This window comes from Microtetraspora sp. NBRC 16547 (assembly GCF_030268965.1).
Taxonomy (GTDB): domain Bacteria; phylum Actinomycetota; class Actinomycetes; order Streptosporangiales; family Streptosporangiaceae; genus Microtetraspora.
In genome coordinates, this window is sequence record NZ_BSSE01000013.1 from 180713 (window position 1) to 203763 (window position 23051).

Below are 23051 nucleotides of genomic sequence, written 5' to 3' on the forward strand. Positions count from 1 at the left end.
ATGGCCTACGCCCCGGCCACATCCGGGACTCAGAGATGAAGGAGTGGCATGAGCTACACCGGTGACGTGACGAAGGGCGGCCCCGCCGACGTGCGTGAGCTGCCCGGGTTGACGATCTCCAAGATCGAGGTCGGCGACTTCGGCAACAACGCGTATCTGCTCCGTTGCGCGGAGACGGGTGACGGCCTGCTCATCGACGCCGCCGCGGAGCCCCGCCGCCTGCTCGAACTGATCGGGGACCGGCCGATCAGCACGATCGTGACCACGCACCGGCACGGTGACCACTGGATGGCCCTGAAGGAGGTGGCCGCGACGACCGGTGCGCAGGTGGTCGCCCACCCCCTCGACGCGCCCGAACTGCCGGTCGCCGTCGGCCGCACGGTCGAGCACGGCGACCGGATCACGGTGGGACGGATCCCGCTGGAGGTCATCCACCTGCGCGGGCACACGCCGGGGTCGATCGCGCTGTTCTACGAGGGCGGGGGCGGCCACCTGTTCACCGGCGACTCGCTGTTCCCCGGCGGGGTCGGCAACACGCAGAAGGACCCGAAGAGATTCGACCGGCTCTACACCGACGTGGTCGAGCGGATCTTCGACCGCCTGCCCGACCAGACCTGGGTCTACCCCGGGCACGGCAGGGACACGAACCTCGGCGCGGAGCGCCCCTCACTGCCGGAGTGGCGCGCCCGCGGCTGGTGAACGCCGTTAACCGGTCGCCACGCGGCCCGGCGGCGCGGTCTCAGGAGGTCGGCTCAGGAGGTCGGCTCAGGAGGTCGGCTCAGGCGGTCAGCTCAGATGACCGGCTCCGACGGCGCGGTCTCAGGCGGGACCGCCCGGCGACCGAGCGGCGAACACCTTGAGGATGCGGTCGGCGGCCGCCTCCGGGTCGTCCGTGCTCTCCACGATCTCGCCCCAGGACCACCGGTAGAACCAGCCGTCCGGCGTGGCCACGCAGTCGACGGTCTCGCTGAGCAGCGCGGCGTCAGGATCGGTCGCCTTCAGCGAGGGAGGATTGGACCGGAGCGCGACGTCGAGTCCCCTGATCTCCAACACCTCGGCCAGCTTGCCGAGGAAGTACGTCCGGGTGTGCTCACGAGGCGGGGTAGCGGTCATGCCCCATTAAACAAAGTGATCGCCCGGCGCGGAAGCCGGACACGAAAGCAGAGAGGCCCGGATTCACCATCCGGGCCCCTCTCGTTGTGCGCTTGGTGATCGTGCGCGGCGTCAGCCGGCGTGCTCGGAGCGGCGCGCCCGGCGGCGCTCCCACTTGAAAACCAGCACGCGCAGCGGGATGGCCGCCACGATGGCGATCTGCATGACCGCGCCCACGGTGATGAGCTGGTCGCCCCCGGCCAGGCCGGAGGCCCAGATGCTCAGGCAGGCGACGTTGATCAGCATCCAGGCGAGGACCACCGCCGCGACGTTGCCCTTGGGCTTGGGGTACTCGATGCGGCTCACCATGAGCCAGGCGACGCCGAAGATGCCGGCGATCGTGACGTAGTTCGGCTGGAAGAGCAGCACGATCGACACCACCGTCATCGCGCCCATGGGGATGGGCAGGCCCATGAAGTCGCCGCTCTTGGTCTTGACGCAGGCGAAACGCGCCAGCCGTACGACACCGGCGAGCAGGACGGAGGCGGCCGCGCAGAGCACCAGCCAGAGGGGAAGACGGCCGGAGAACCCGGCCCAGATCACGACCATGAACGCGGGCGCGAACCCGAAGCTGATCACGTCCGCGAGGTTGTCCAGCTCGGCGCCCATCGCCGATGCGCGGAACCTGCGGGCCACCAGGCCGTCGAACAGGTCGCAGGTCGCGCCGATGAGCAGGAGGACCACCGCGGTGCCGAAGAACCGGGGGTCGGGCTCGAACTTGCCGCCGAACTGCTGGAGGTTGGAGATGGCCGACCAGGCCAGGACGCACACGGCGAGGAAACCGCTCAGCGCGTTGCCGAGCGAGAGGGAGTCCGCGGCGGACAGGCGGAACGCCTTACCCACGGGCCCGCGGGGCTCCTCCTCCAGCTCACTTACCGGCCAGCTCTCGGCGCCGAGCTCAGGCGTGGTCAATGCGAGTCACCCCCGCCACGGTCTTCTGGCCGACGCTCACCGCCGGCGCGATGCCCTCGGGCAGGTAGACGTCGACCCGCGAACCGAACCGGATCAGGCCGATCCGCTCGGTCTGCGCCACCTTCGCGCCCGCTGAAAGGTACGGCACGATCCGGCGTGCGACCGCTCCCGCGATCTGCACCATCTCGATGTCGCCGAGCGCGGTGTCGAAGTGCCAGACGACGCGCTCGTTCTTGTCACTGTCCTTGTCGAAGGCCGGCACGAACCCCCCGGGAACGTGCTCGACCGACGTCACCGTACCGGCCACGGGAGCCCGGTTGACGTGCACGTTCAGGGGGCTCATGAAGATCGCCACCCGGGTGCGGCCGTCGGCCCACGGGTCGATGCTCTGCACCACGCCATCGGCCGGCGAGACGATCCGTCCCTCTCCCGGCGCACGCTCGGGGTCACGGAAGAACCAGAGCATCGCGCCGGTGAGCGCCGTGAGCGGCACGGCGGCCGCGGCCCACTTGGGGGACTTGCGGACTAGGACAGAGGTGACAGCCGCCGCCGCGGCGGTCGGAGCCAGCCACGGGGACACCCCGCGCGCGAGCCGGACCCGACCGCGGGGATATTCGGAATCGTTGGACACAGGGAACCTTTGTACTCTTTGCGACTGGGGACCGATATGCGACTTAACGATCGATATTACCGATCCCCTGGTCATTTGTACGGCACAACGAGACAAGCAAACAGTGTCAGTTCCCCTTGCGCCAGCCCTGTGGGGCCTCAGCAGGAAGTGACGACCTCATCCCGACGAGCCTTGATCAGGCTCGCGACGGTCGTCACGGTCATGGTGACGCCGATGACCGCCAAAGACACCCAAATCGGGATCTGCGGTGCCCATGAGACATGACTCTCATGCAACGCCTCGAGGACGAGTTTAACCCCGATGAACCCGAGCACGAACGCGAGCCCGTAGCTGAGGTATACCAGGCGCTGCAGCAGACCACCCAGCAGGAAGTAGAGCTGACGCAGTCCCATCAGGGCGAACGCGTTGGCGGTGAAGACGATGAACGGGTCCTTGGTGAGCCCGAAGATCGCGGGAATGGAGTCGAGCGCGAACAGCAGGTCGGTGGTGCCGATCGCGATCATCACGATGAGCATCGGGGTGACCAGCCGCTTGCCGTCCACCTTCACGATCACTCGCGAGCCGACGTAGTCCGGGGTGGTGCGGAAGACCTTGCGGGCCGTGCGCAGCAGGAGGTTCTCGCTGAACTCCTCCTCCTGCTTGTTGTGGTCGCGGACCAGCGTGTACGCCGTGTAGATGAGGAAGATGCCGAAGACGTAGAAGAGCCAGCTGAACCGCGCGAGCGCCGCGGCGCCCACGGCGATGAACGCCCCGCGCATGACCAAGGCGAGCAGGATCCCGACCAGCAGGACCTTGTGCTGGTAGAACCGCGGCACCGAGAACCGCGACATGATGATGAAGAAGACGAACAGGTTGTCGACGCTCAGGCTGTATTCGGTGAGGTACCCGGCGAAGAACTCGCCCGACGCCTCAGGACTTCGGAAGACGAGCAGGCCGATGCCGAAGAGCACCGCCAAGGCCACGTAGAAGCCGACCCAGAACGTCGCCTGTCTCATCGAGAATTCGCGGGGTTCCCCACGATCGACGATCCACAGGTCGAAGGCCAGGATGAGGAGGAGCCCGATGACGACGGCAGCCCAGACCCACACAGAAACATTCAAGATCGTTAACCTCCGGCACGCGCGCGAAACACACTGCCGGAGTCTCTCCCGCCCGAACAGGCCGGACCGACGGCCCCGGGTGCTGACACCGTGATGACGGAACCGCCGCGAAGGGATACTCCCCCCAACGCGCCCAGTATAGGGAGCAGGGCGTGTCACACCTAATCGGAAGTTCAAGAACGATGTATCCCCAGGTCAGCGACGCCGACTGGGGACCCTGAAGCGAGGGGCCGGCCCGGCTCCCACTCAGCCGGCGTGCTCCGAGTAGGCCCGCAGCACCGCGTGCAGCGCGTCCTCCTCGCCCGGCAGTTCCCGTCCCCGGCGAGCCGAACGCTCCGCGAGCGCCTTCAGCAGGGCGTGGTCGCCGAGCAGCCGGTCGAGCTCCCCCCGCATCGCGGCCGCGTTCCCCTCGGGGACCAGGACCGCGGCGTCGCCGACAAGATCGGGAATGCCGCCCACACGGGTGGCGATGATCGGCGTGCCCGCCTTGAGCGCCTCCTGGACGCTCAGCGGCTGTCCCTCCCACCGGCTCGGCACCAGCAGCGCGTCCGCGACCTGGAGCAGGTCCGCCGGGGCGGCCCAGCCGTACAGGAGGACGGGCAGCCGCTCCGCGTCGATCCGCTCCTGGATCTGCCGCCGCAACGGCCCGTCCCCGGCGACGACGAAGAGCGGCCTCGCCGCGTACGGCCCCGCCGCCGCGTCCAGCAGCGCCTCCAGCCCCTTCTGCTGGGCCAGCCTGGCGATCGTGAGCACGACGGGCCGGTCCCCGGTGAACCCGGCGGCCCGCTCGGCGAGCTCCCGCCGTACGTCCTCGGGTGAACGGGAGGGCCGCGCGAGAGGCGGCGCGGGCACGACAGCGGCGTCGATCCGCCTGGCGCCCCTGGCCCGCATCCGATCCCCGAGGTCGGGGGAAACGACCAGGACGCGGTCGGCCCGGCGCGCCACGATCCGCTCCAGCACCCCGTAGATCGCGCCCGTCGCCCCGCCGGCCGTGACGGCGTTGTGCAGGGTGACCACGAGCCGCGCTCTCCGTCCGGTCCCCGCCAGCGCGAGCGCGGCGAAGGCGCCCGCCCGCAGGCCGTGGGCGTGCACAGCGTCGGCGCCTCTGACGGCGTTCCTGAGCCGGAGGACGGCTCCGAGGTCGGCGAGCGGACGCGGCCGGTCGGCGATCGGCACGGCGGCGAACCGCGCGCCCGCGCCGGTGAAGTCGAAAGCGTCTTCGGTGGCCCGCGGTCCCGCGACCACCACCTGGCGACCGTCCCCGGCCAGCCGCTCGGCGAGCATCCGCACGTGCCGGCCCACGCCTCCCGCGCTGGTTCCCAGCACGAGCGCGACCCGCCGCACCCCCTGATCAGACACCTTCCCCCTCTTCCCGGCGACGCCTGATGGCGCGCAGATCCTCGCGATCGACGGCCGCCGCGACCAGGACGCCGACGGCGACGGCGGCGAGCCCGGCGAGGATCGCCACGCCCGCGCTCACCCACGGCCCGGTTCCGCCCACAAGCCGTACGGCTCCCGCGCCCGCCAGCCAGCCCGCGCCTCCGCCCAGCAGCGCGGCGGCCGCGGCCCGGGAGATCCCCCGGAGCGCCTCGCCGCCGCGGGCCCGGAACACGGAGGCGAGCAGGAGCGCTCCCCCGGCCGTCATGCCGACCGCCTGGCCGAGCGCCAGCCCGCCGAGTTTCCACCCGTCGGGGAGAGCGGCCGCGAGTGCCACCTGGGCGACGATGACGACCAGCCAGCCGGCGACCATGCCCCGCGCTGCCTCCCTGCCCCGGCCGTCGGCGTAGAGCACCTTGCTGAGGTGGGCCATCAGGCCGTATCCGACCAGGCCCGGCGCGAACAGCGCGATCGCCCGGGCGAACTCGGCGGGGTCCACGCTGGTGTCCGCCTGCCCCAGGAAGACCTCCGCGGCGGGAGCGGCGACGGCGGCGAGCGCTCCCGCGGCGAGCCCGGAGACCAGCACCACGGCCCGCGTCGTCCGGGACGACAGCGCGGCGAAGCCCGCCGGGTCGCCGGCGGCCGCCCGGGTCGAGAGCACGGGAAACGCGCTCGTGGCGATGGGCACCGCGAGCACGGCGTACGGCACCTGGTAGATCGCCCACGCGTAGCCGTACGCCGCGAGCGTGCCGCCGCCGATCCGGTTGGCCACGGGGATGACGATCGCCATGGCGGCCTGCTGCACCACCAGCGCGCTGAGCCCGGCCAGGGCGAGCCTGCGCACCTGGACGGCGACACCGGGAGGGAAGCGCAGCGTCGGCCGCAGCCGCAGCCCGAGCCGGGAGACGGGCCCGAGCACGGTGACGACCAGGGCGAGCACCCCCAAGGTCGTCCCGACGGAGAGCGCGAGCTCGGCCGGGCGCGGCAGCTCGGACAGGTCGGCGCCGTGCCCGCCGAGCGGGACGAACATCAGGTACGCGACGATGACGACGACGCTGGACACCAGCGGCGCGACGGCGGGGGCGGAGAAGCGGCGATGGGCCTGGAGCACGCCGTAGAGCACGACGGCCACGCCGTACAGGGGGATCTGCGGCGCGAAGACGACCAGCATGCGGCCGGCCACCGCGACCACCTCGCCCGCGTCGCAGCCGGGGACGGTGGAGGCGACCAGACCGACGAGCGGCCGGGCCAGGAGCGCGGTGAGCACGCCGAGCGGGACCAGCAGCACGACCACCCACGTCAGCAGGGCCGAGGAGATCCAGCCGACCTCCTCCCGGGCCCCCTCCTCATCTGTGGCTTCCGCGGCGCTCTGGGAGGTGTCTCCAGGACCGGGTACGGCCGCCGCCCGTGAGGAGGCGGACACCGCCGCATAGCGTCCGGCGGCCCCGGCGAGGACTGGGACGACCATTCCGGCGAGCGCTCCGCCGACGACGAGTTCGAACATGATGTTCGGCACGTTGTTGGCGGTGACGTAGGCGGTGGAGAGGCAGTTCGTGCCGACCGCGCGGGCGAAGACCAGCTGCTTGGCGAACCCGGTGGCGCGGGCGATGATGCTGATGGCTCCGATGAGCACCGCCGCGCCGGCGACGCCCGCGCCCACGCGCCTGGTCATACGGAGCCGCATCTCACGGGGTCGGGGAGGCGACGACGGGCGGAGGCGGCACGGGGCGGCGGCCCAGCATGTCGATCCGGTTGAGCACGGGGTTGGCGGCGATCACCTTGGTGAAGCTGACCTTCTCCGAAGCGGCGGTGAGCGCGGCGACCGTGCCGAGCAGGACCAGCCGGCCGGTACGGCCCAGCCGCACGGTGGAGGCGAGCCCGAGCAACGCCCCGAGCGCGTTCGCCCCGGCGTCGCCGAGCATGGCCCGCTCCCCCAGGTCCTCTGGCAACAGGGCCACGGCGGCGCCGAGCGGGATCGCGGTCAGCACGGCGGCGCCGCGTGGATCGGCCGCCCGCGCATCCGGAGACGCCGAAGACGCCGGAGACGTCGCCGGGGACGTCGCCATGGCTGTCCCCAGGGATGCCGCGAGCAGCGGCGCCCCGGCCAGGAGCGCGACCTTGATGGCTCGTCCCGGCCTGAGGTCGAAGAGGTTCGCCAGGTTGGCGCTCCCGGCGATGACGGCGCCGTCGACCAGCGTGTCGAGCACGCCCAAGGCCGCACCGCTGGGGCGAGTGGCCGGGTCACGGGCGAGCACGGCCGCGGCGAAGCCGGTCGCGCCGATCCCGATGATCTTCACGGCGCCGCTGGTGACCTCGCCGCGTGCGAGCGCCGACAGGTGGCCTTTGAACCCCTTGGACGAGGTGCTGCCGAGCACGTCGTCGTACGCGCCGAGGGCGCCGCTGCCGAGACCGGCGAGCAGCGCGGCGGAGCGGAGCCGCGGGGAGAGCCCGGGCGCGAGCGCCGCCGCCGCGCCGGCGCCGGCGACGAGGGCCGGCCCCTCCAGCAGCGTGATCGGCTCGCCCCTGTGGTTGGTCCTGGTCCACGTCTTCTCGTCGCCGATCGGGGGACGGCGCCGGAACGCGGCGTAGGCCGCGCGGGCCGCGACCGCTCCGGCCGCCGCGCCGGCGACGGCGGCGGCGAGAACGCCGATCATCGATGCGGGCTTCGCTCCCGGCGACGGGCTCGCCGGCGACCGGCGCAGCAAGGTGCTCGCCGCCAGACCGGTCCAGGGACGACTGGCCACAGCAGGCTCCTCTTCCTCGGATATTCCTCGGGACGCGTTCTGTCAGCCGCCCGACGCCACCGGTTTGGGGGTGGGGCTGATGCCGGGCGCGGCGGGCGGCGCGAACGCCGAGGTGTCGCTTCCGACACCGTACGCGCCGGAACGACCGGCAAGTTGCTCCCGAAGAGCGTAGACGACGGTGATCCGGCCCGCGGGCATATCGACGGTGTCCACGGTCGAGACCTTCGACGCGGCCTCGCCCGCGTCGTGCAGCGCCGAGATCGCGCCACCCGAGCCGGAGGCGGTCGTGGTGCCGGCCAGAACGGTGCCGAGACCGGCCGAGTCGAGACCCGCCGCGAGAGACACGATGGCGGCCGTCTGCGTCTCGGCGTCATCCCCCTCGTACGCCTGGCCCGGTGCCATCACGATCGCGATGGTGGCGCGCTGCGCCGGTGTGCCGGCCATGGCCAGGAAGCCGCCGGTCTGGAACGCCTCCAGCACGCTCACCGCGGCCGGGTCCTCCCGGCCCGCCTGACCGCGGTCACCGGTCAGCAGGGCCCCGCCCAGCACCGCCGCCGCCTTGTCGTACGGCGAGGCGGCGTCGGCGAACCGCGTCCCGGCGGGGGCGACGGTGCCCGCGAGCTGGTCGACGACGTTCGTCTGGTCGGAGGCGAGGAACTTCTCCGTCAGGCTGACCCGGCCGGTGTACACCGCGCCGGAGTCGCCGAGGACCTTCACGATGTCGTCGCGCCGGCCCGCGGGGGCTCCGGGGGCCTCGACGAGGACGACCCGCTCGCCGGTGAGCTGGCCACGGAGCAGAGCGGCCGAGTGCTCGGTCACGAAGGAGGCGTTGCCCTTCTCCCTGGCCTGCAGCGCGGTGATCGTGTCGCGGTTCTCCGAGTTCGCCTGGCGCAGCTGGGCGGTGATCTCCTGCGCCGACCTGTAGAACGGCGTCTCCAGCACGGTGCTGCCGAGCACGATGCCGACCGTGAGCGCGAGGAAGATCGCCACGATGGATACGAGGTGATAGCGGAAATCGATCACGAGAAGAGTCCGACCAGCCAGAAGGTGAAGCCGTTCCAAGCCTCGACCAGCCCGTTCAGCCAGACGCGGCCGACCGGTGAGACCGAGAGCACCACGCCGATCGTGATCAGCGTGGTGGCGACGAGAAGCAGCAGGGACGACGTGGAGATTCGACTGCGATAAAGCCTGCTGACGCCCTTGGCGTCGACGAGCTTGCTGCCCACCCGGAGCCGGGTGAGGAAGGTGCTGGCCATGCCGGAGCGCCCCTTGTCGAGGAACTCGACGAGCGTCCAGTGCGTGCCGACGGCGACGATCAGCGACGCGCCCTTGTCGTCGGCGAGCAGCATGGCGATGTCCTCGCTGGTGCCCGTGGCGGGGAACAGGACGGCCTGCTGGCCGAGCCGGTGCACCCGCTCCAGGCCCGGCGCGCGGCCGTCGCGGTAGGCGTGCACCACCAGCTCGGCGCCGCAGCAGAGCGCCTTCTCGGACACCGAGTCGAAGTCCCCGACGATCATGTCGGGCAGGTAGCCGGCCTCGACCAGGGCGTCCGCTCCGCCGTCCACCCCGATGAGCACCGGACGGTACTCCCGGATGTACGGCCGCAGCGTCGCCAGGTCCTCCTTGTAGTGGTATCCGCGGACGACGATGAGGACGTGCCGGCCCTCCATGGAGGTGCGGACGTCGGGCACGCCGATGCCGTCGATGAGCAGATCACGCTCGCGCCGGACATACTCCATCGTGTTGGCGGCGAACGCCTCGATCTGGACCGACAGCCCGGCCCTGGCCTCGGTCATGGCCGCCTCGACCGTCTCGACGGTCTGCACCTCGCCCTTGCCGACCACTTCGTCGCCGACGTGGACCAGCCCCTCGTGGAGGCGGATGACGTCGCCGTCCTTGATCCGCTCGAACAGCTCGGGGGTGGCGTTGTCGACGACTGTGACGCCGGCCTCGACGAGGATCTGCGGCCCGAGGTTGGGGTAGCGCCCGCTGATGCCCGCCGCCACGTTGACCACCGCGGCCGCGCCACACGCGACGAGGGCCTCCGCGCTCACTCGGTCGACGTCAACGTGATCGATAATCGCGATTTCCCCGGCCTTGAGGCGCTTGGTCAGCCTCTTGGTCCGCCTGTCGATTCTCGCCACTGCCGTCACCCCGGGAAGGTCGTCTGCCTTCCTGCGGCGGAGGCCCGGAACGTTCAAGCTCGGGACCTTCATCGTGACCATCCTGCCAGAGCGGGCGACCAAGATGGCCCCGCACCCCAGAGCGTGTCAGTTTTGTCACACCGAGTCAGGGTGTGGTCTTGTCCGCCGACGCGATCGAAAGGAGCTCCTCCGCGTGCGCTCTCCCCAGCTCGGAGTCCTCCAGCCCGGCGAGCATCCGGGAGAGCTCCCGGGCCCTGCCCTCCTGGGTGAGGGCGACCACGCCGCTGCGCACCACGCTGCCGTCGCTCGCCTTCTCCACGACCAGATGCTGGTCGGCGAACGCGGCCACCTGGGGCAGGTGGGTGACCACGATGACCTGGGCGTTCCTGGCGAGCCGCGCGAGCCGCCTGCCGATCTCGACCGCGGCCTTGCCGCCGACTCCGGCGTCGACCTCGTCGAACACGAATGTCGGCACGGGGTCCGCGCCGGCGAAGACGACCTCGATGGCCAGCATGACGCGGCTCAGCTCGCCGCCCGATGCGCCCTTGTTCAACGGCAGCGGTGGGGCCGCCGGGTGGGCTGCCATCCGGAGCTCCACCTCGTCGACGCCGTGCGGACCGAAGTCCTCGCTCCGCGTCAGGGCGACGCTGACGCGGGCGTGCGGCATGGCGAGCGCGGTGAGCTCGGCGGTGACCGCGGCGGCGAAGCGCTCGGCGGCGACCTCCCGTATCGCGGTCAGCTCGACGGCGAGCTCTTCCAGGCGCTCGGCGAGCTCGGCCCGCTCCCTGGTGAGCTCGTCGATGCGCTCGTCGTCGCCGTCGAGCTCGCCCTGCCGCGCCGCGGCGTTCCTCGCCCATTCGAGCACCGCGGCGGTGTCCTCGCCGTACTTGCGGGTCAGCCCGGCCAGCAGCGACCTGCGCTCCTGGACGGCCGCGAGACGGGCCGGGTCGGCCTCGACGGACTCGGCGTAGGCGGCCAGCTCGGTCGCCACGTCGGAGATGAGGTATCCGGCCTCGGCCAGCCGATCGGCGAGGCCGCCGAGCGCCGGATCGAAGTCGCGCACCGCCTCGACCGCCGACCTGGCCTGCCCGACCAGGGACACCGCGTCCTGCGCGATCTGCGAAGCGGACATGGGGTCGCCGAGCAGCGCGGTGTGGGCCGTGGTGGCGGCCGTGCGCAGCGCGTCGGCGTGCGCCAGCCGCTCGGCCTCCTCCCTGAGCTCGGCGTCCTCGCCCACTTTGGGGTCGGCCTTCTCGATCTCATCCAGGCCGAAGCGGAGCACGTCGGCCTCGTGGGCGCGCTCCCTGGCCCGGGTGGTCAGCTCCTGGAGCTGCTCGGCGACCTGGCGGTGCCGCTTGTACGCCTGCTCGTACGCGCGCAGCGGCTTGACCAGCTCCTCTCCGGCGTACCGGTCGAGCGCCGCGCGCTGACGGCCCGGCTGCAGGAGGCGCTGCTGGTCCATCTGGCCGTGCACGGCGACGAGGTCGTCGGCGAGGTAGGTGAGCGTCCCGACCGGGACGGTGCGGCCGCCGAGCCAGGCGCGGGAGCGGCCCTCGGAGGAGACGGTTCGGGAGATGATCAGCTCGCCGTCCTCGATCTCGCCCCCGAGGTCGGACACCTGCTGCGCCACCTTGCCGCCGGGGTCGACGACCAGGGTGCCCTCGACCGTCGCCCGGTCCGCGCCCGGCCGGACCCGCGCGGGGTCGGCCCGGCCGCCGAACAGCAGACCGAGCCCGGTGACGACCATCGTCTTGCCCGCGCCCGTCTCACCGGTCACCACGGTGAACCCCGGTGACAGCTCCAGAACGGCCTCGTCGATCACGCCGAGCCCCTGGATCCGGACCTCCTCGACCCGTGGCCGCACTGGTCCCCTCCCGTTTCGCCGACAGATCCCGCCAGAGATCCTACGCATATATCGCCAAGATTTTCGAGGACGGTGCGGTCAGGGGGACCGCACGCGCCCGCGCCAGCCCTCCACCGGGAGCCCGAACTTGGCGACCAGCCGGTCGGTGAACGGCGCTCCGGTGGTCTCCACCCCGAGCAGCCGGGCCAGCCTCACGGGCACGCCTCCCCTGCGTACCTCGACCCGGGCGCCCGGCGGGACGTCGAAGCGGCGCCGGCCGTCGCACCACAGCACGCCCGCGCTGGTCTCGGGGACGATCTCCATGGCGAGCGTGGAGCGCGGGGAGACCACCATCGGACGGGCGAACAGGGCGTGCGCGCTGATGGGCACCATCAGCAGCGCCTCCACCTCCGGCCAGACGACCGGGCCTCCGGCCGAGAACGCGTAGGCCGTCGAACCGGTCGGCGTCGCGCAGATCACCCCGTCGCATCCCCAGCGGGACAGCGGCCGCCCGTCGATCTCCGCGACGAGTTCGAGCATGCGGTCCACCTTCTCGACCGTGGCCTCGTTCAGCGCCCACGTCTCGGCGAGCGTCGAGCCGTTCAGCCGGATGGCCACCTCGACCGTCATCCGCTCCTCGACCTCGTAGTGGCCGTCGACGACGCGGTCCACGGCGGCCCCGAGGTCGGCCACCTCGGCCTCGGCGAGGAAGCCGACGTGCCCGAGGTTGACCCCGAGCAGCGGGACCCCGGCCGGGCGGGCCATCTCGGCCGCGCGCAGCAGCGTCCCGTCACCACCGAGCACGATCATCAGCTCGGACTCATGGAGAGAGCCGGGGGCCGTGGGCGCGATCTCCGCACCCGGACACGCGATCTCCTCGGCCTCGACGTCGAAGACGCGGACTCGCAGCCCGGCGCTCAGCAGCCGGTGGATCACCAGCCTGGCGCTGTCCACCGCCGCGTCCCTGCCGGTGTGGGCCGTGACCAGGACGGTCCGCGGAGGAAGCTTCTGTGTCGTCACCGCGGCCCTTCCGCCACTGCGCGCTCGATGGCCTCGTCCAGGTCGGCGACCGGCTCGTGCCCCGGCCCCTTACCCAGCCAGAGGACGTACTCGACATTGCCCGAGGGGCCCGGCAGCGGGCTCGCGGTCACGCCCTTCACGACCAGGCCCAGCGCTCCGGCGGCCGTCGCGACGTCCCGGACGGCTCCGGCGCGCAACGCGGGATCGCGGACCACGCCGCCCGCTCCCACGCGCTCCTTGCCCACCTCGAACTGCGGCTTGACCAGCATCGCGAACTCGGCCACCTCGGCCGCGCAGGCGGCCAGCGCGGGAAGGACCAGGCGGAGCGAGATGAACGACAGGTCGCCCACGATCAGGGTCGGCGGCTCTCCCACCATGTCGGGTGTGAGGTCGCGGACGTTGACGCGTTCCATCACGGTGACGCGGTCGTCGGTGCGCAGCGACCAGGCGAGTTGGCCGTACCCGACGTCGACCGCCAGCACGTGGGCCGCGCCGTGGCGGAGCAGCACGTCGGTGAAGCCCCCGGTGGAGGCGCCGGCGTCCAGGCAGCGGCGGCCCTCGACCTTGAGCCCCTCGAAGGCTGTCAGGGCGCCGAGCAGCTTGTGGGCGCCGCGGGAGACGTAGTCGGGTCCCGCGGCGTCCTCGGCCACCACGATGGCGGCGGCGGTGTCCACCTGGGTCGCCGCCTTGGCCGCCGTGCGGCCTCCCACCGACACCCGGCCCGCCTCGATGAGCTGCGCCGCCTGCTCACGGGAGCGGGCCAGCCCGCGGCGGACGAGCTCGCTGTCCAGGCGCAGGCGCTTCATCGGCTCCACCCGCCGTCCTCCGGCATCGCCGGCACCAGGTGCCGCGCGGGGCGCGCCAGCACGAGTGTCATCGGAACTGAGCGCCGCGCGGGGCACCGAGCGTCGACCGGAGCGGGGCACAGAGCCGCCGATCGGAGCACCGATCGGGCCGGGGATCGGGTCGGGCGAAGCGCGGCACGCGGCGCGGACACCGCGCCATCGGATCGTCGGTTCACCTGCGCGGCTCTCCCATGGGCTCGTCCACCGACGCGAGCGCGCTCTCCAGGAGGCTCAGCGCCTCCTCGAACACCCCGACGTGCTCGGCTACGGGCAGCTCCCCGAGCCTCCGGAGCGTGGACATGGCCCCCTGGACGGCCTCGTCGCCCCCGCGGGGCGCCTGCGGCACGGGCCGCGTCTCCTGCCCCGGTTCCCCCGGGAGCCCCGGCCGCGCCTCCGGCCGAAGTTCCCGCCGGGGCTCATGCTGGGAGTCGTGCGCCGCGGAGGCACCCCGCAGGAACCGCAGCCCCGCCGACGGCTCGGCGCCGGTCTCGGTCATTCGTCCCCTCCGATGGACCCGGAATCCCGGTCCTCGTCGTATTTGATCGTTCCCCCGCCCGCCACCGCGGCCGTACGGCTCCGGACCGCGCCCGCGGCCACGTGTGACGCTCGTCGTCTCGACGGTAGCGGAATCGGCCCGGCACGGCTTCGCGTTGAGCGTGCCGCATGGAGCCGCGGGACAGCCGGGGAGTACCGGCGCGATGGCCGTGGTCAGCGCATTCGCCCGCCGGACATACCCTGGCAGGGCCTCGACGACCATGCGGGCCCCCTTGTCGCTCATACGCCGCCACGTGTCAGATTTCGCGCAGTGCTCATGAGGAACGCTACCGTCCGTAGATACAGAGGCATCTGACCGGCCGTGGGAAGAGAGGCATACGCATGGCGACCGTCGAGGAATGCCGGGCGGCGCTCGAGCAGCTCGTCGAACAGTTCGACGAGCTCAGCGCGGAGGACCGTGCCCGGCACGTGGTCGAACGCAGGCTCGCCTGCCACATCTCCGACCTCGGCATGACCTTCTACGGCCGCATCCATCGTGCGGGGCTGGACCCCTTCACCGACGCCCCTCCCCAGGACGGCCGCCCCTCCGAAGTGAAGATCACGCTTGCCAGTGCGGATCTGATCTCCATGGTCAACGGTGAGCTGGACATGGGCCGCGCCCTCTTCGGCGGCCGGGTCAAGATCGACGCCAGCCTCGGCGACCTGCTGCGGCTCCGCAAGCTCCTCTGACGTCCTCCTCGAAAATTTCCCCTCCCCGAACCCCCGGCGGACACCTCACCGCTTCTCGCCGCTCCTCACCGGCTATCGGCCCCTGTCGAACGGCGGACGCGGATCCGCGTGTCGTGCCCGGAACCCGGGGCAGGCCACCCGGCGTTCACGGCGGAAAGCCAGCCGTCGGCCGGGCGCGATGGTCACCGCCCGGCCACGCCCCATGGTCACCGCAGCAGGGACCCGAGGGCCGCGAGAACCGGCTTCACCTCGTCCTCATCCGCCCGGCCCTCGCCGGCCCGCTCCCATGCCGCCGCGCACGACGCGCGCAGCCCGTCCATCGGGTCCCCGCTGCCGGACAGGCCGAGCCGGCCGCCCTCCCAGCGGGCCGTCCAGCCGCGGCACTCCCATCCACCCGGGCCGCGCCGTACGCGGGCGGGCGGCTCGTGCAGCCCGCACAGGCCCGCCGCCACGTGGGTGGGCCGGTGGTGCGGCGTCGCGGTGAGCAGGTCCAGCGGTCCGGTCACACCGGTCAGGACGAGCAGGCTGTCCACGCCCGCCCGGGTCGCCCCCTCGATGTCGGTGTCGAGCCGGTCACCGACGATCAGTGGCCGCTCCGCACCCGTGCGGATCATCGACTCGCGGTGCAGCGGCGGCTCGGGCTTGCCCGCGACGACGGGCTCCACGCCGGTCGCGGTGGCGATCACCCGGCTCATCGAGCCGTTGCCCGGCAGCACGCCCCGGTTCGTGGGCATGGTGGTGTCCGCGTTGGCGGCGACGAACCAGGCGCCCGCGCGTACGGCCAGCGCCCCCTCGCAGAGCAGGCCGTAGGACAGGGCGTCCCAGATGCCCTGCACGACGGCGACGGGACCGTCCAGCGCGGTCGTGACCGGACGCAGGCCGTATGCCCGCACCGCCATGCGCAGGCCCATGCCGCCGACGACCAGCACGGGCGATCCGGGTGGGAACCGCTCGGCTACCAAGCGAGCGGCCGCCTGGGCCGAGCTCACGACGTCGTCAGAGGTCGCCGGGACACCGAGGCCGCTCAGATGGGCGGCGATGGCGCCGGGCGTGCGGGAGGCGTTGTTGGTGACGAAGGCGAGCCGCGCGCCTCGGTCCCGCGCCGCGGCCAATGCTTCGGGAGCGCCGGGCACGGCGTGCCTGCCCAGGTAGACCACGCCGTCCAGGTCGAGCAGGAGGGTGTCGTAGGCGTCGATCAGAGCTGGGTCGCGCATGTCGGGGCTCACGCCTCCCTCGCCCGGAGCGTGGCGCGCACCTGGGTCAGCGCGGAGACGTAGTGCCGGATATCGGGGCGCATGGCCACGGCCACGGCGAGCGGCTCCTGGGCGGCCTCGATGTCACCGGTGCGCCACAACGCCATGCCGAGCCCGTAGTAGGCGTAGTCCTCGGCGGGGTTGGCGTCGACGATCCAGCGGAAGCTGCCCACCGCGTCGGCGTACCTGCGGGAGTTGAACTGCGCTCTGGCCAGGGCCTCGCGAATGCTGCGCGACTCGGGTTCCGCCTGAGCCGCGCGTTCCAGGAGCGCCGACGCGGCGGCGGGACTGCCCTCTTCCAAGAGCTTGACGCCACGCTGGAACCACTCGTAAACACCCCCGGCCGGGCCGTCCTGCTGGTAATCCGATGGTCCATGTCGTCCCTGGATCATTCTGTGGGGCCTCCTGCAATGCGATTTCCTGACCAACCCGCCACCGCAGCCTCGGGAAGACCGGGCATTTATGGCAACATGCCCGGTATGGAGACTTCTGAACGGCCGGCCTTGGTGCTGCGTCCGTTCCGCGGTGTGCGGTTCACGGTGGACGATCTCGCTGCGGTGACCTCGCCGCCGTACGACCTCGTCTCCCCCGATGACATCCAGGATCTGCTGGACTCCCACCCCAACAACGTGGTGCGCCTGATCCTTCCCGGGGTCAGCCACTACGCGGACGCGCGTTCGGAGATGGACGCGTGGCTGTCGTCCGGCGTGCTCGCCGTGGACCCCCTTCCCGCGCTCTACGTGTACGAGCAGAGCGCGCCCGGCATCTTGCAGCGGGGGCTGATCGGTGCGCTGGAGGTCGGTTCTCCCGCGGTGCTGCCGCACGAGGACGTCATGCCCGGCCCGATCGCCGACCGCCTGGCGCTGATGCGGACGACGGAGGCCAACCTCGAACCGATCTTCCTGCTCTACGAGGGCGGAGGGGCGGCCTCCCAGCTGGTGGACGAGGTCGCCGCTCTGCGCGTCCCGGTCCTCGACATCCAGACCGGCGACGGAGTCCGCCACCGCCTCTGGGCGCTGACCGACCCCGTGGAGATCGCGGCCGTCGGCGAGGATCTGCGGGACAGGCAGGCGTTGATCGCGGACGGTCACCATCGCTATGCCACGTACCAGAAGCTGCGCAAGGACCATGAGGAATCCGGTCCGTGGGATTACGGACTCGCTCTCCTGGTCGACTCCACGGTCTATCCGCCCGATCTGAAGGCGATCCACCGGGTGGTGCCCGGCCTGTCCCTGTCCGAGGCCGCGGCCCGGGCGAAGGGCGCGTGGCAGGTGCACGAGTTCGTCTCGCTCGATGACGCGCTGTCCGGGCTCGCCACCGCCTCGGGACCCTCGTTCGTGCTCGCCGGAGACGGCCCGTCGCATCTGCTCACCAACCCCGATCCGATGCAGGTCGAACACGCCATGCCTCCCGATCGCTCCGCCCGCTGGCGGGGCATGGACACCTCGATCCTCACCGAGTTCCTCCTGCCGAAGGTCTGGGGCATCGCGGACGACGAACGCCGGGTGCTGGTGGTGCATCACGACCCCTACGCCGCCGTACGGCTCGCGCGGCAACTCTCCGGAACCGCCGTCCTGCTCAACCCGCTGGCGACCGAGGACGCCCTGGCCGTGGCCGCGCAGGGGGAGCGTGTTCCCCGGAAATCCACCTCGTTCAGCCCGAAACCCCGCACCGGACTCGTGCTGCGCACCTTCGCCGCCGGCTGACCCCGCCGGTCGACGGTTCACCCCCCGCGGCCGCCATCCTCCGCGCCGGGGGTCACGGTCGCGGCCGGCAGCGGTCGCTGATCTCCATCTGCGGCCCCCTCCCGCTCCACGGGCCGAGCCGTCCGCGGGCGAGATCTCTGGTGAGGACGGTGACGCTCGATCCGCCGTGCCGTATGGACCTCGATCTCGTATCGGCTCCCGCCACGCCACCAGCGGCGGCGCACCGCCCCCTCGACCTCGACCACGTCGTCGAGCCGCCAGCCGGACACGATCTCGCGCACGCCGTCCTCGAACGTGGCGCATTCGATGGCGTCGGCACGCTGATGACCGGGGTGATCCTCGGGCCTCCGGACGGCGAGCCGCCATCGCGTGAGCAGGACCCCGCTGGGCAGCTCCCGATCCTCGGCCTCCATCGACAGCCGTCCGCGCAGCAGCACGGAGTTCAGATGCATGTCGTCTCTCCCCTCTCGCCGGGAGACAACTGTCGTTCACTAGGCTGAAGGCAGCTTTGCCCGAACCTGATTCTGGGGATAGTGGGGTGACTGTGGACAACGTGACACCGCTCGGCGCGGACGTCTACGAGATCGACACCAAGATGGCCGGATACTCCGGAATCACAGCCGGCTACCTGATCCTGGGCGATCGGCCCTGCCTCGTGGAGACCGGCACGTCCACCTCCGCGCCGATCGTCAGGGACGCGCTGACGTCACTCGGCGTCGGACCCGGCGACCTGGCGACTGTCGTCGTGACGCACATTCATCTCGACCACGCCGGCGGTGTCGGCGACATCGCGGGTTACTACCCCTCGGCCGAGATCGTCGTACATGAGAAGGGCGCGCGGCACCTCGCCGATCCGTCCCGGCTCATGGCCAGCGCCAAGATGGTGTGGGGTGACAAGCTCGACGTGCTGTTCGGCACCCTGGCTCCCACCGACGCCGCCCGGATCCACGCGCTCGGCGACACCGGGAGCATCGACCTGGGCAACGGACGGACCCTGTCGAGCCATTACTCGCCCGGACACGCCAAGCACCACGTCGGACTGCTCGACTCGCTGAGCGGCGATCTCTACGTGGGCGACGCCGCGGGCGTCTACCTTCCCGAGACGGGTGACCTCCGCCCGGCCACGCCGCCGCCGGACTTCGACCTCGGGGTGGCCCTTGACTCGATCGCCCTGTTCGAGGCCCTGGGTCCGCAGCGGCTGCTGTTCAGCCACTACGGCCCGGTCGCGAACGTGGCGGAGACCCTGGAAAGGTCGGCGGAGGAGCTGCGCGTCTGGGTGGACCTCACCCGGCAGGCCCACTCCGAGGGGCTCGATCTGGACCACGCCGTCGCGATGGTCCGCGACCGGACGCGTGAGCGGTACGCGGCGCTCCAGGGCGACGAGGCGACCGCCGAACAGTTCGAGCTGCTGAGCGGCGCTCCGTCCAACGTCGCGGGCATCATGCACTGGCTGGAACGCACGACCGGCTGACCACGCGCAGACGAAAAGAGCGGCGCCACCAGGTGTGATCACTGATGGCGCCGCTCTTCACCATACTGCTCAGGAGCTCGGCTTGTCCCGGTCTTCCGGACTGTCCAGGACGTCACCGAAGTTCGGCTCGATGAACGCCGGCCCCAGGGCACCGGACTCCTCGCCCTTGGCCGCCTGGTCCGCGTCGGCGTCGGCCCCCTTCTCGGCAGCGCCGGCCTCGGCCGGGCGGTCCGCCTTCACGGCCGGCTCAGCGGAAGGCTCCACGGCGGCCACGTCCTCGACCTCGTCGTCCGCCTCTTCCTCGGCGTCCGCCTCTTCCTCGGCACCGGAGACGTCGTCATCGGCGTCCTGCTCCGCCTCCACCTCATCGAGGTCGTCGAAGTCCTCCTCGAGGTCCTCGATGACGCCGCCGGTCAGCTGGGCGTAGCGTTCGGCCGCGTCGGTCTCGCCGTCCTCGTCGAAGGCCATCGCCTTGGCGAACCAGTCGGTGGCCGCGGCCTGGTGGCCCGCATCGGCCAGCGCGTCCGCGTACGCGAACGCGAGCCGGGCCGACCACGGCCTGGGCTGCGGGTCGCGCAGCTCGGGCACGCGCTGGAGCGTGATCACAGCGGCGTCGTGCTGGCCCAGATCACGGCGGGCACCGGACTCGACGATCGCCAGCTCGATCTTGCCTGCCCGGTCCAGCCGCTCGGCCTCTCGGGAACGGACCAGGTCCAGAGCGCGCTCCGGACGGCCGAGCCCGCGCTCGCAGTCGGCCATGACCGGCAGGTATTCGTCCGAGCCCGTCATGCGTCGCGCGGCCCGGAGGTCACCGAGGGCCTCCGCGTACTGGCCGGCGTGGTAGGCCGCGATCCCAGCCGCCTCCCGCACGACCCCGATCCGTCCCGCGAACCGGCGGGCCGCCTTGGCGTGCTCGTAGGCCCGCTCCGGCTCCCCCTCGCCGAGCGCGCGGGCCGCCGCCACGAGGTGGCTGGCCACCAGGTTGGCGAGATCGTTCGGCAGCGACCTCAGCTCGGCGCGCGCCTCGCTGTCCAACTCGTCCGGCGTGATGTCGGGCGCCAACTCCGGCAGCTTCTCGCGTTCCCTGGGCTCGTTCTCCTGGTCGTAGCGCGTACGGCTGCCCCCAGAGAAACCCTCGCGGCTGAACGGCCTGGCCCCGCCCCGGTCCTCACGCTGCGGGCGGTCGCGGAACGCGCCCTCGCCGTCACGGTCGCGGAAGGGGCGCCCGCCACGCTCATCGCTTCGCTGGAAGCGGTCTCCACCACGGTCACCGTCTCGATCGCGGGAGCCGTACCGACCGCCGAAACCGCCGCCCTCACGCGCGGGACGACCACCACGGTCATCACGGAAGCCACGAGACGCGTCCCGGTCACCGTAGGACCGCTGAGGACGGTCACCACCACGGGCGGCGTCCCGGTCACCGTAGGAACGCTGAGGACGGTCACCACCACGGGCCGCGTCACGGTCGCCGTAGGAACGCTGCGGCCGGTCACCATAGGACCGCTGACCACCACGATCATCGCGATCGCGGAAGCCACGGGCCGCGTCGCGGTCACCGTAGGATCGCTGAGGACGGTCACCGCCACGGGCCGCGTCACGGTCACCGTAAGAACGCTGAGGACGGTCACCACCACGGGCCGCGTCACGGTCACCGTAAGAACGCTGAGGACGGTCACCACCACGGGCCGCGTCACGGTCACCGTAAGAACGCTGCGGCCGGTCACCATAGGACCGCTGACCACCACGATCATCGCGATCGCGGAAGCCACGGGCCGCGTCGCGGTCACCGTAGGAACGCTGAGGACGGTCACCACCACGGGCCGCGTCACGGTCACCGTAGGAACGCTGAGGCCGGTCACCATAGGACCGCTGGCCACCACGGTCGTCACGGTCACGTGAGCCGTACCGACCGCCGAAACCGCCACCCTCACGCGCGGGACGACCACCACGGTCATCACGGAAACCTCGGGCCGCGTCGCGGTCACCGTAGGACCGCTGAGGACGGTCACCACCACGGGACGCGTCACGGTCACCATAGGAACGCTGAGGACGGTCACCACCACGGGCCGCGTCGCGGTCACCGTAGGAACGCTGAGGACGGTCACCACCACGGGCCGCGTCACGGTCACCGTAAGAACGCTGAGGACGGTCACCACCACGGGCCGCGTCACGGTCACCGTAAGAACGCTGAGGCCGGTCACCATAGGACCGCTGGCCACCACGGTCGTCACGGTCACGTGAGCCGTACCGACCGCCGAAACCGCCACCCTCACGCGCGGGACGACCACCACGGTCATCACGGAAACCTCGGGCCGCGTCGCGGTCACCGTAGGATCGCTGAGGCCGGTCACCGCCACGGGCGGCGTCGCGGTCACCGTAGGACCGCTGAGGCCGGTCACCGCCACGGGCGGCGTCGCGGTCACCGTAGGACCGCTGAGGCCGGTCACCGCCACGGGCGGCGTCACGGTCGCCATAGGATCGCTGAGGCCGGTCACCGTCGCGATCGCCGAACATGCGTCGCGGACGGTCAGCACGGGACGCGTCGCGATCTCCGTAGGAACGCTGGGGACGATCACCCCTGTCCCTGTCGCCGAAGGGGCGGTCGCCCCGGTCACGCCCACGGAAGTCGCCGCGGTCTCCGGAACGGCCCGCGAAGCCGCCTCGGCCCTCGTCGCGGCCTCCAGCGGTGCGGCGCGGCTGGTAATTGCTCTCTGCGCGGTTCTCTTCGCCACGGCCCACGCCGTCACGCCCGTCTTCTCTGTTCACTTCTGTCCTCTGTTACTCACTCACCGCGTACGGGGTCCAGTGCCGGGATCTCCCCTGATCCCTGGCCCCCCACAGGAGATGAACGTATGAGCCGGACGATGCTGAACGTCCGCTGTCGGCCGAGAGTCCGGTTGGTTGCTGGCTCTCGTCGCTCGCCGTGGCCTTCGCTCCTTGCCAGACGCGAAGAAGGCCACCCATTTGGGGGTGGCCCGACGCTTCAAGCCTAGCAAGTCGCCACTACCACACGAGCCGAAGTCAGGATCCGGATCTTGCCCTGCGGGGAGAGACGGTTTGCCCTGGTCAACAGTAGGGAGGGATCCAGTCGGAAAAGACAACGAACCTGTGGTGCGGCGGGAGAGCGGGGCGCGGAGGCGGGGGGTTGTGGAGGCCGGCGTAAGACCGTGCCAGCAACCACCGCGCCCGCGAACGCCGCGAACAGCGGCTCACCAGAGACCCGCTATCACGGCCGGCCGGAACAACCCCCCGCCGCAGCGCCTACGGACACCAGCCACACGCGCCCACACGCACCCACAGGCACCACCAAACAACCAACAGCCGACAACCAAACCCCGGAAAACCCCTACCCCGCAACCCAAGAAAACCCGCCCCGCAACACCCACCAACCCCGGACCAGAAACAACCACCAACAAAAAAGAGGGCCCCGAAACCCGGAACCCCCACAAACAAAGAAAACAAGAAAAACCCAGAAAACAGAGAAAGGGCCACCCCAAAAACGGGTGACCCTCCCCCACAAAAATTGTCCGGCGGCGTCCTACTCTCCCACACCGTCCCCAGTGCAGTACCATCGGCGCTGGAAGGCTTAACTTCCGGGTTCGGAATGTAACCGGGTGTTTCCCTACCGC

General features: G+C 71.4%; 22 protein-coding genes and 1 rRNA gene. 4 read left to right on the top strand and 19 right to left on the bottom strand.

The features are described 5' to 3' along the window. The first annotated feature begins 48 nt into the window (after positions 1–48). On the top strand, positions 49–699 hold the full coding sequence (locus QSK17_RS19405) for an MBL fold metallo-hydrolase (RefSeq protein WP_285706300.1): 651 nt from the start codon (positions 49–51) through the stop codon (positions 697–699). Positions 700–819: 120 nt separating this feature from the next. Here the strand turns inward: QSK17_RS19405 and QSK17_RS19410 are convergent, their stop codons facing one another. From QSK17_RS19410 to QSK17_RS19470, 13 genes are all read right to left on the bottom strand, one after another. Continuing rightward, positions 820–1113 (bottom strand): hypothetical protein, encoded by a 294-nt coding sequence (locus tag QSK17_RS19410; protein WP_285706301.1) that lies wholly within the window; start codon positions 1111–1113, stop codon positions 820–822. A 111-nt stretch (positions 1114–1224) separates the two neighbouring features. Continuing rightward, on the bottom strand, positions 1225–2064 hold the full coding sequence (gene pssA, locus QSK17_RS19415; RefSeq protein WP_285706302.1) for a CDP-diacylglycerol--serine O-phosphatidyltransferase: 840 nt from the start codon (positions 2062–2064) through the stop codon (positions 1225–1227). Continuing rightward, positions 2051–2695, bottom strand: a complete 645-nt coding sequence (locus QSK17_RS19420; RefSeq protein WP_285706303.1) for a phosphatidylserine decarboxylase — start codon at positions 2693–2695, stop codon at positions 2051–2053. The genes pssA and QSK17_RS19420 overlap by 14 nt, the downstream gene beginning before the upstream one ends. 137 nt (positions 2696–2832) lie before the next feature. Next, positions 2833–3795 carry a TerC family protein gene (locus tag QSK17_RS19425; protein ID WP_285706304.1) on the bottom strand — a complete coding sequence of 321 codons (963 nt, stop codon included), beginning with the start codon at positions 3793–3795 and terminating at the stop codon, positions 2833–2835. Positions 3796–4041: 246 nt separating this feature from the next. Next, a complete protein-coding gene (locus tag QSK17_RS19430) occupies positions 4042–5154 on the bottom strand; it encodes a glycosyltransferase family 4 protein (protein ID WP_285706305.1) in 1113 nt (370 codons plus the stop codon). Continuing rightward, a complete protein-coding gene (gene murJ, locus QSK17_RS19435; protein ID WP_285706307.1) occupies positions 5147–6844 on the bottom strand; it encodes a murein biosynthesis integral membrane protein MurJ in 1698 nt (565 codons plus the stop codon). Before murJ ends, QSK17_RS19430 begins: the two co-directional genes overlap by 8 nt. Positions 6845–6857: 13 nt before the next feature. Continuing rightward, complete coding sequence (locus tag QSK17_RS19440; RefSeq protein WP_285706334.1) at positions 6858–7826, bottom strand: hypothetical protein; 969 nt, start codon at positions 7824–7826, stop codon at positions 6858–6860. A gap of 132 nt (positions 7827–7958) precedes the next feature. Further along, positions 7959–8939 carry a copper transporter gene (locus QSK17_RS19445; RefSeq protein ID WP_285706308.1) on the bottom strand — a complete coding sequence of 327 codons (981 nt, stop codon included), beginning with the start codon at positions 8937–8939 and terminating at the stop codon, positions 7959–7961. Next, entirely contained in the window at positions 8936–10132 is a 1197-nt protein-coding gene (steA, locus tag QSK17_RS19450) for a putative cytokinetic ring protein SteA (protein WP_285706309.1), read from the bottom strand. Before steA ends, QSK17_RS19445 begins: the two co-directional genes overlap by 4 nt. Before the next feature lie 73 nt (positions 10133–10205). After that, positions 10206–11924 carry a DNA repair protein RecN gene (gene recN / locus QSK17_RS19455; RefSeq protein WP_285706310.1) on the bottom strand — a complete coding sequence of 573 codons (1719 nt, stop codon included), beginning with the start codon at positions 11922–11924 and terminating at the stop codon, positions 10206–10208. Positions 11925–12002: 78 nt separating this feature from the next. Then, positions 12003–12923, bottom strand: coding sequence for an NAD kinase (locus QSK17_RS19460; protein ID WP_285706311.1), 921 nt, complete (start codon positions 12921–12923; stop codon positions 12003–12005). Further along, a complete protein-coding gene (locus QSK17_RS19465; protein WP_285706312.1) occupies positions 12920–13729 on the bottom strand; it encodes a TlyA family RNA methyltransferase in 810 nt (269 codons plus the stop codon). The genes QSK17_RS19460 and QSK17_RS19465 overlap by 4 nt, the downstream gene beginning before the upstream one ends. Positions 13730–13940: 211 nt before the next feature. Next, positions 13941–14264: a hypothetical protein gene (locus QSK17_RS19470; RefSeq protein WP_285706313.1), complete on the bottom strand. Its 324-nt coding sequence runs from the start codon at positions 14262–14264 to the stop codon at positions 13941–13943. Positions 14265–14644: 380 nt separating this feature from the next. Between QSK17_RS19470 and QSK17_RS19475 the strand changes: the two genes are divergently transcribed. Further along, on the top strand, positions 14645–14992 hold the full coding sequence (locus tag QSK17_RS19475) for an SCP2 sterol-binding domain-containing protein (RefSeq protein ID WP_285706314.1): 348 nt from the start codon (positions 14645–14647) through the stop codon (positions 14990–14992). 206 nt (positions 14993–15198) lie between these two features. On the opposite strand, the gene QSK17_RS19480 is transcribed toward QSK17_RS19475, so the two are convergent. Together QSK17_RS19480 and QSK17_RS19485 are read right to left on the bottom strand one after the other, a co-directional pair. Further along, positions 15199–16206 (bottom strand): HAD-IIA family hydrolase, encoded by a 1008-nt coding sequence (locus tag QSK17_RS19480; protein ID WP_285706315.1) that lies wholly within the window; start codon positions 16204–16206, stop codon positions 15199–15201. Positions 16207–16214: 8 nt separating this feature from the next. Then, a complete protein-coding gene (locus QSK17_RS19485; protein ID WP_285706316.1) occupies positions 16215–16637 on the bottom strand; it encodes a tetratricopeptide repeat protein in 423 nt (140 codons plus the stop codon). An 87-nt stretch (positions 16638–16724) separates the two neighbouring features. Between QSK17_RS19485 and QSK17_RS19490 the strand changes: the two genes are divergently transcribed. Next, a complete protein-coding gene (locus QSK17_RS19490) occupies positions 16725–17951 on the top strand; it encodes a DUF1015 family protein (protein WP_285706317.1) in 1227 nt (408 codons plus the stop codon). 17 nt (positions 17952–17968) lie between these two features. Here the strand turns inward: QSK17_RS19490 and QSK17_RS19495 are convergent, their stop codons facing one another. Next, a complete protein-coding gene (locus QSK17_RS19495; RefSeq protein WP_285706318.1) occupies positions 17969–18403 on the bottom strand; it encodes a single stranded DNA-binding domain-containing protein in 435 nt (144 codons plus the stop codon). Between the two features lie 92 nt (positions 18404–18495). Between QSK17_RS19495 and QSK17_RS19500 the strand changes: the two genes are divergently transcribed. Further along, positions 18496–19422, top strand: coding sequence for an MBL fold metallo-hydrolase (locus tag QSK17_RS19500; protein WP_285706336.1), 927 nt, complete (start codon positions 18496–18498; stop codon positions 19420–19422). A 69-nt stretch (positions 19423–19491) separates the two neighbouring features. Here the strand turns inward: QSK17_RS19500 and QSK17_RS19505 are convergent, their stop codons facing one another. From QSK17_RS19505 to rrf, 3 genes are all read right to left on the bottom strand, one after another. Continuing rightward, positions 19492–20484 carry a tetratricopeptide repeat protein gene (locus QSK17_RS19505; protein ID WP_285706319.1) on the bottom strand — a complete coding sequence of 331 codons (993 nt, stop codon included), beginning with the start codon at positions 20482–20484 and terminating at the stop codon, positions 19492–19494. Continuing rightward, entirely contained in the window at positions 20430–22169 is a 1740-nt protein-coding gene (locus tag QSK17_RS19510) for a hypothetical protein (protein WP_285706320.1), read from the bottom strand. The genes QSK17_RS19505 and QSK17_RS19510 overlap by 55 nt, the downstream gene beginning before the upstream one ends. Positions 22170–22947: 778 nt before the next feature. Further along, positions 22948–23051: ribosomal RNA gene (gene rrf, locus QSK17_RS19515) — 5S ribosomal RNA — on the bottom strand; the annotation flags it as partial.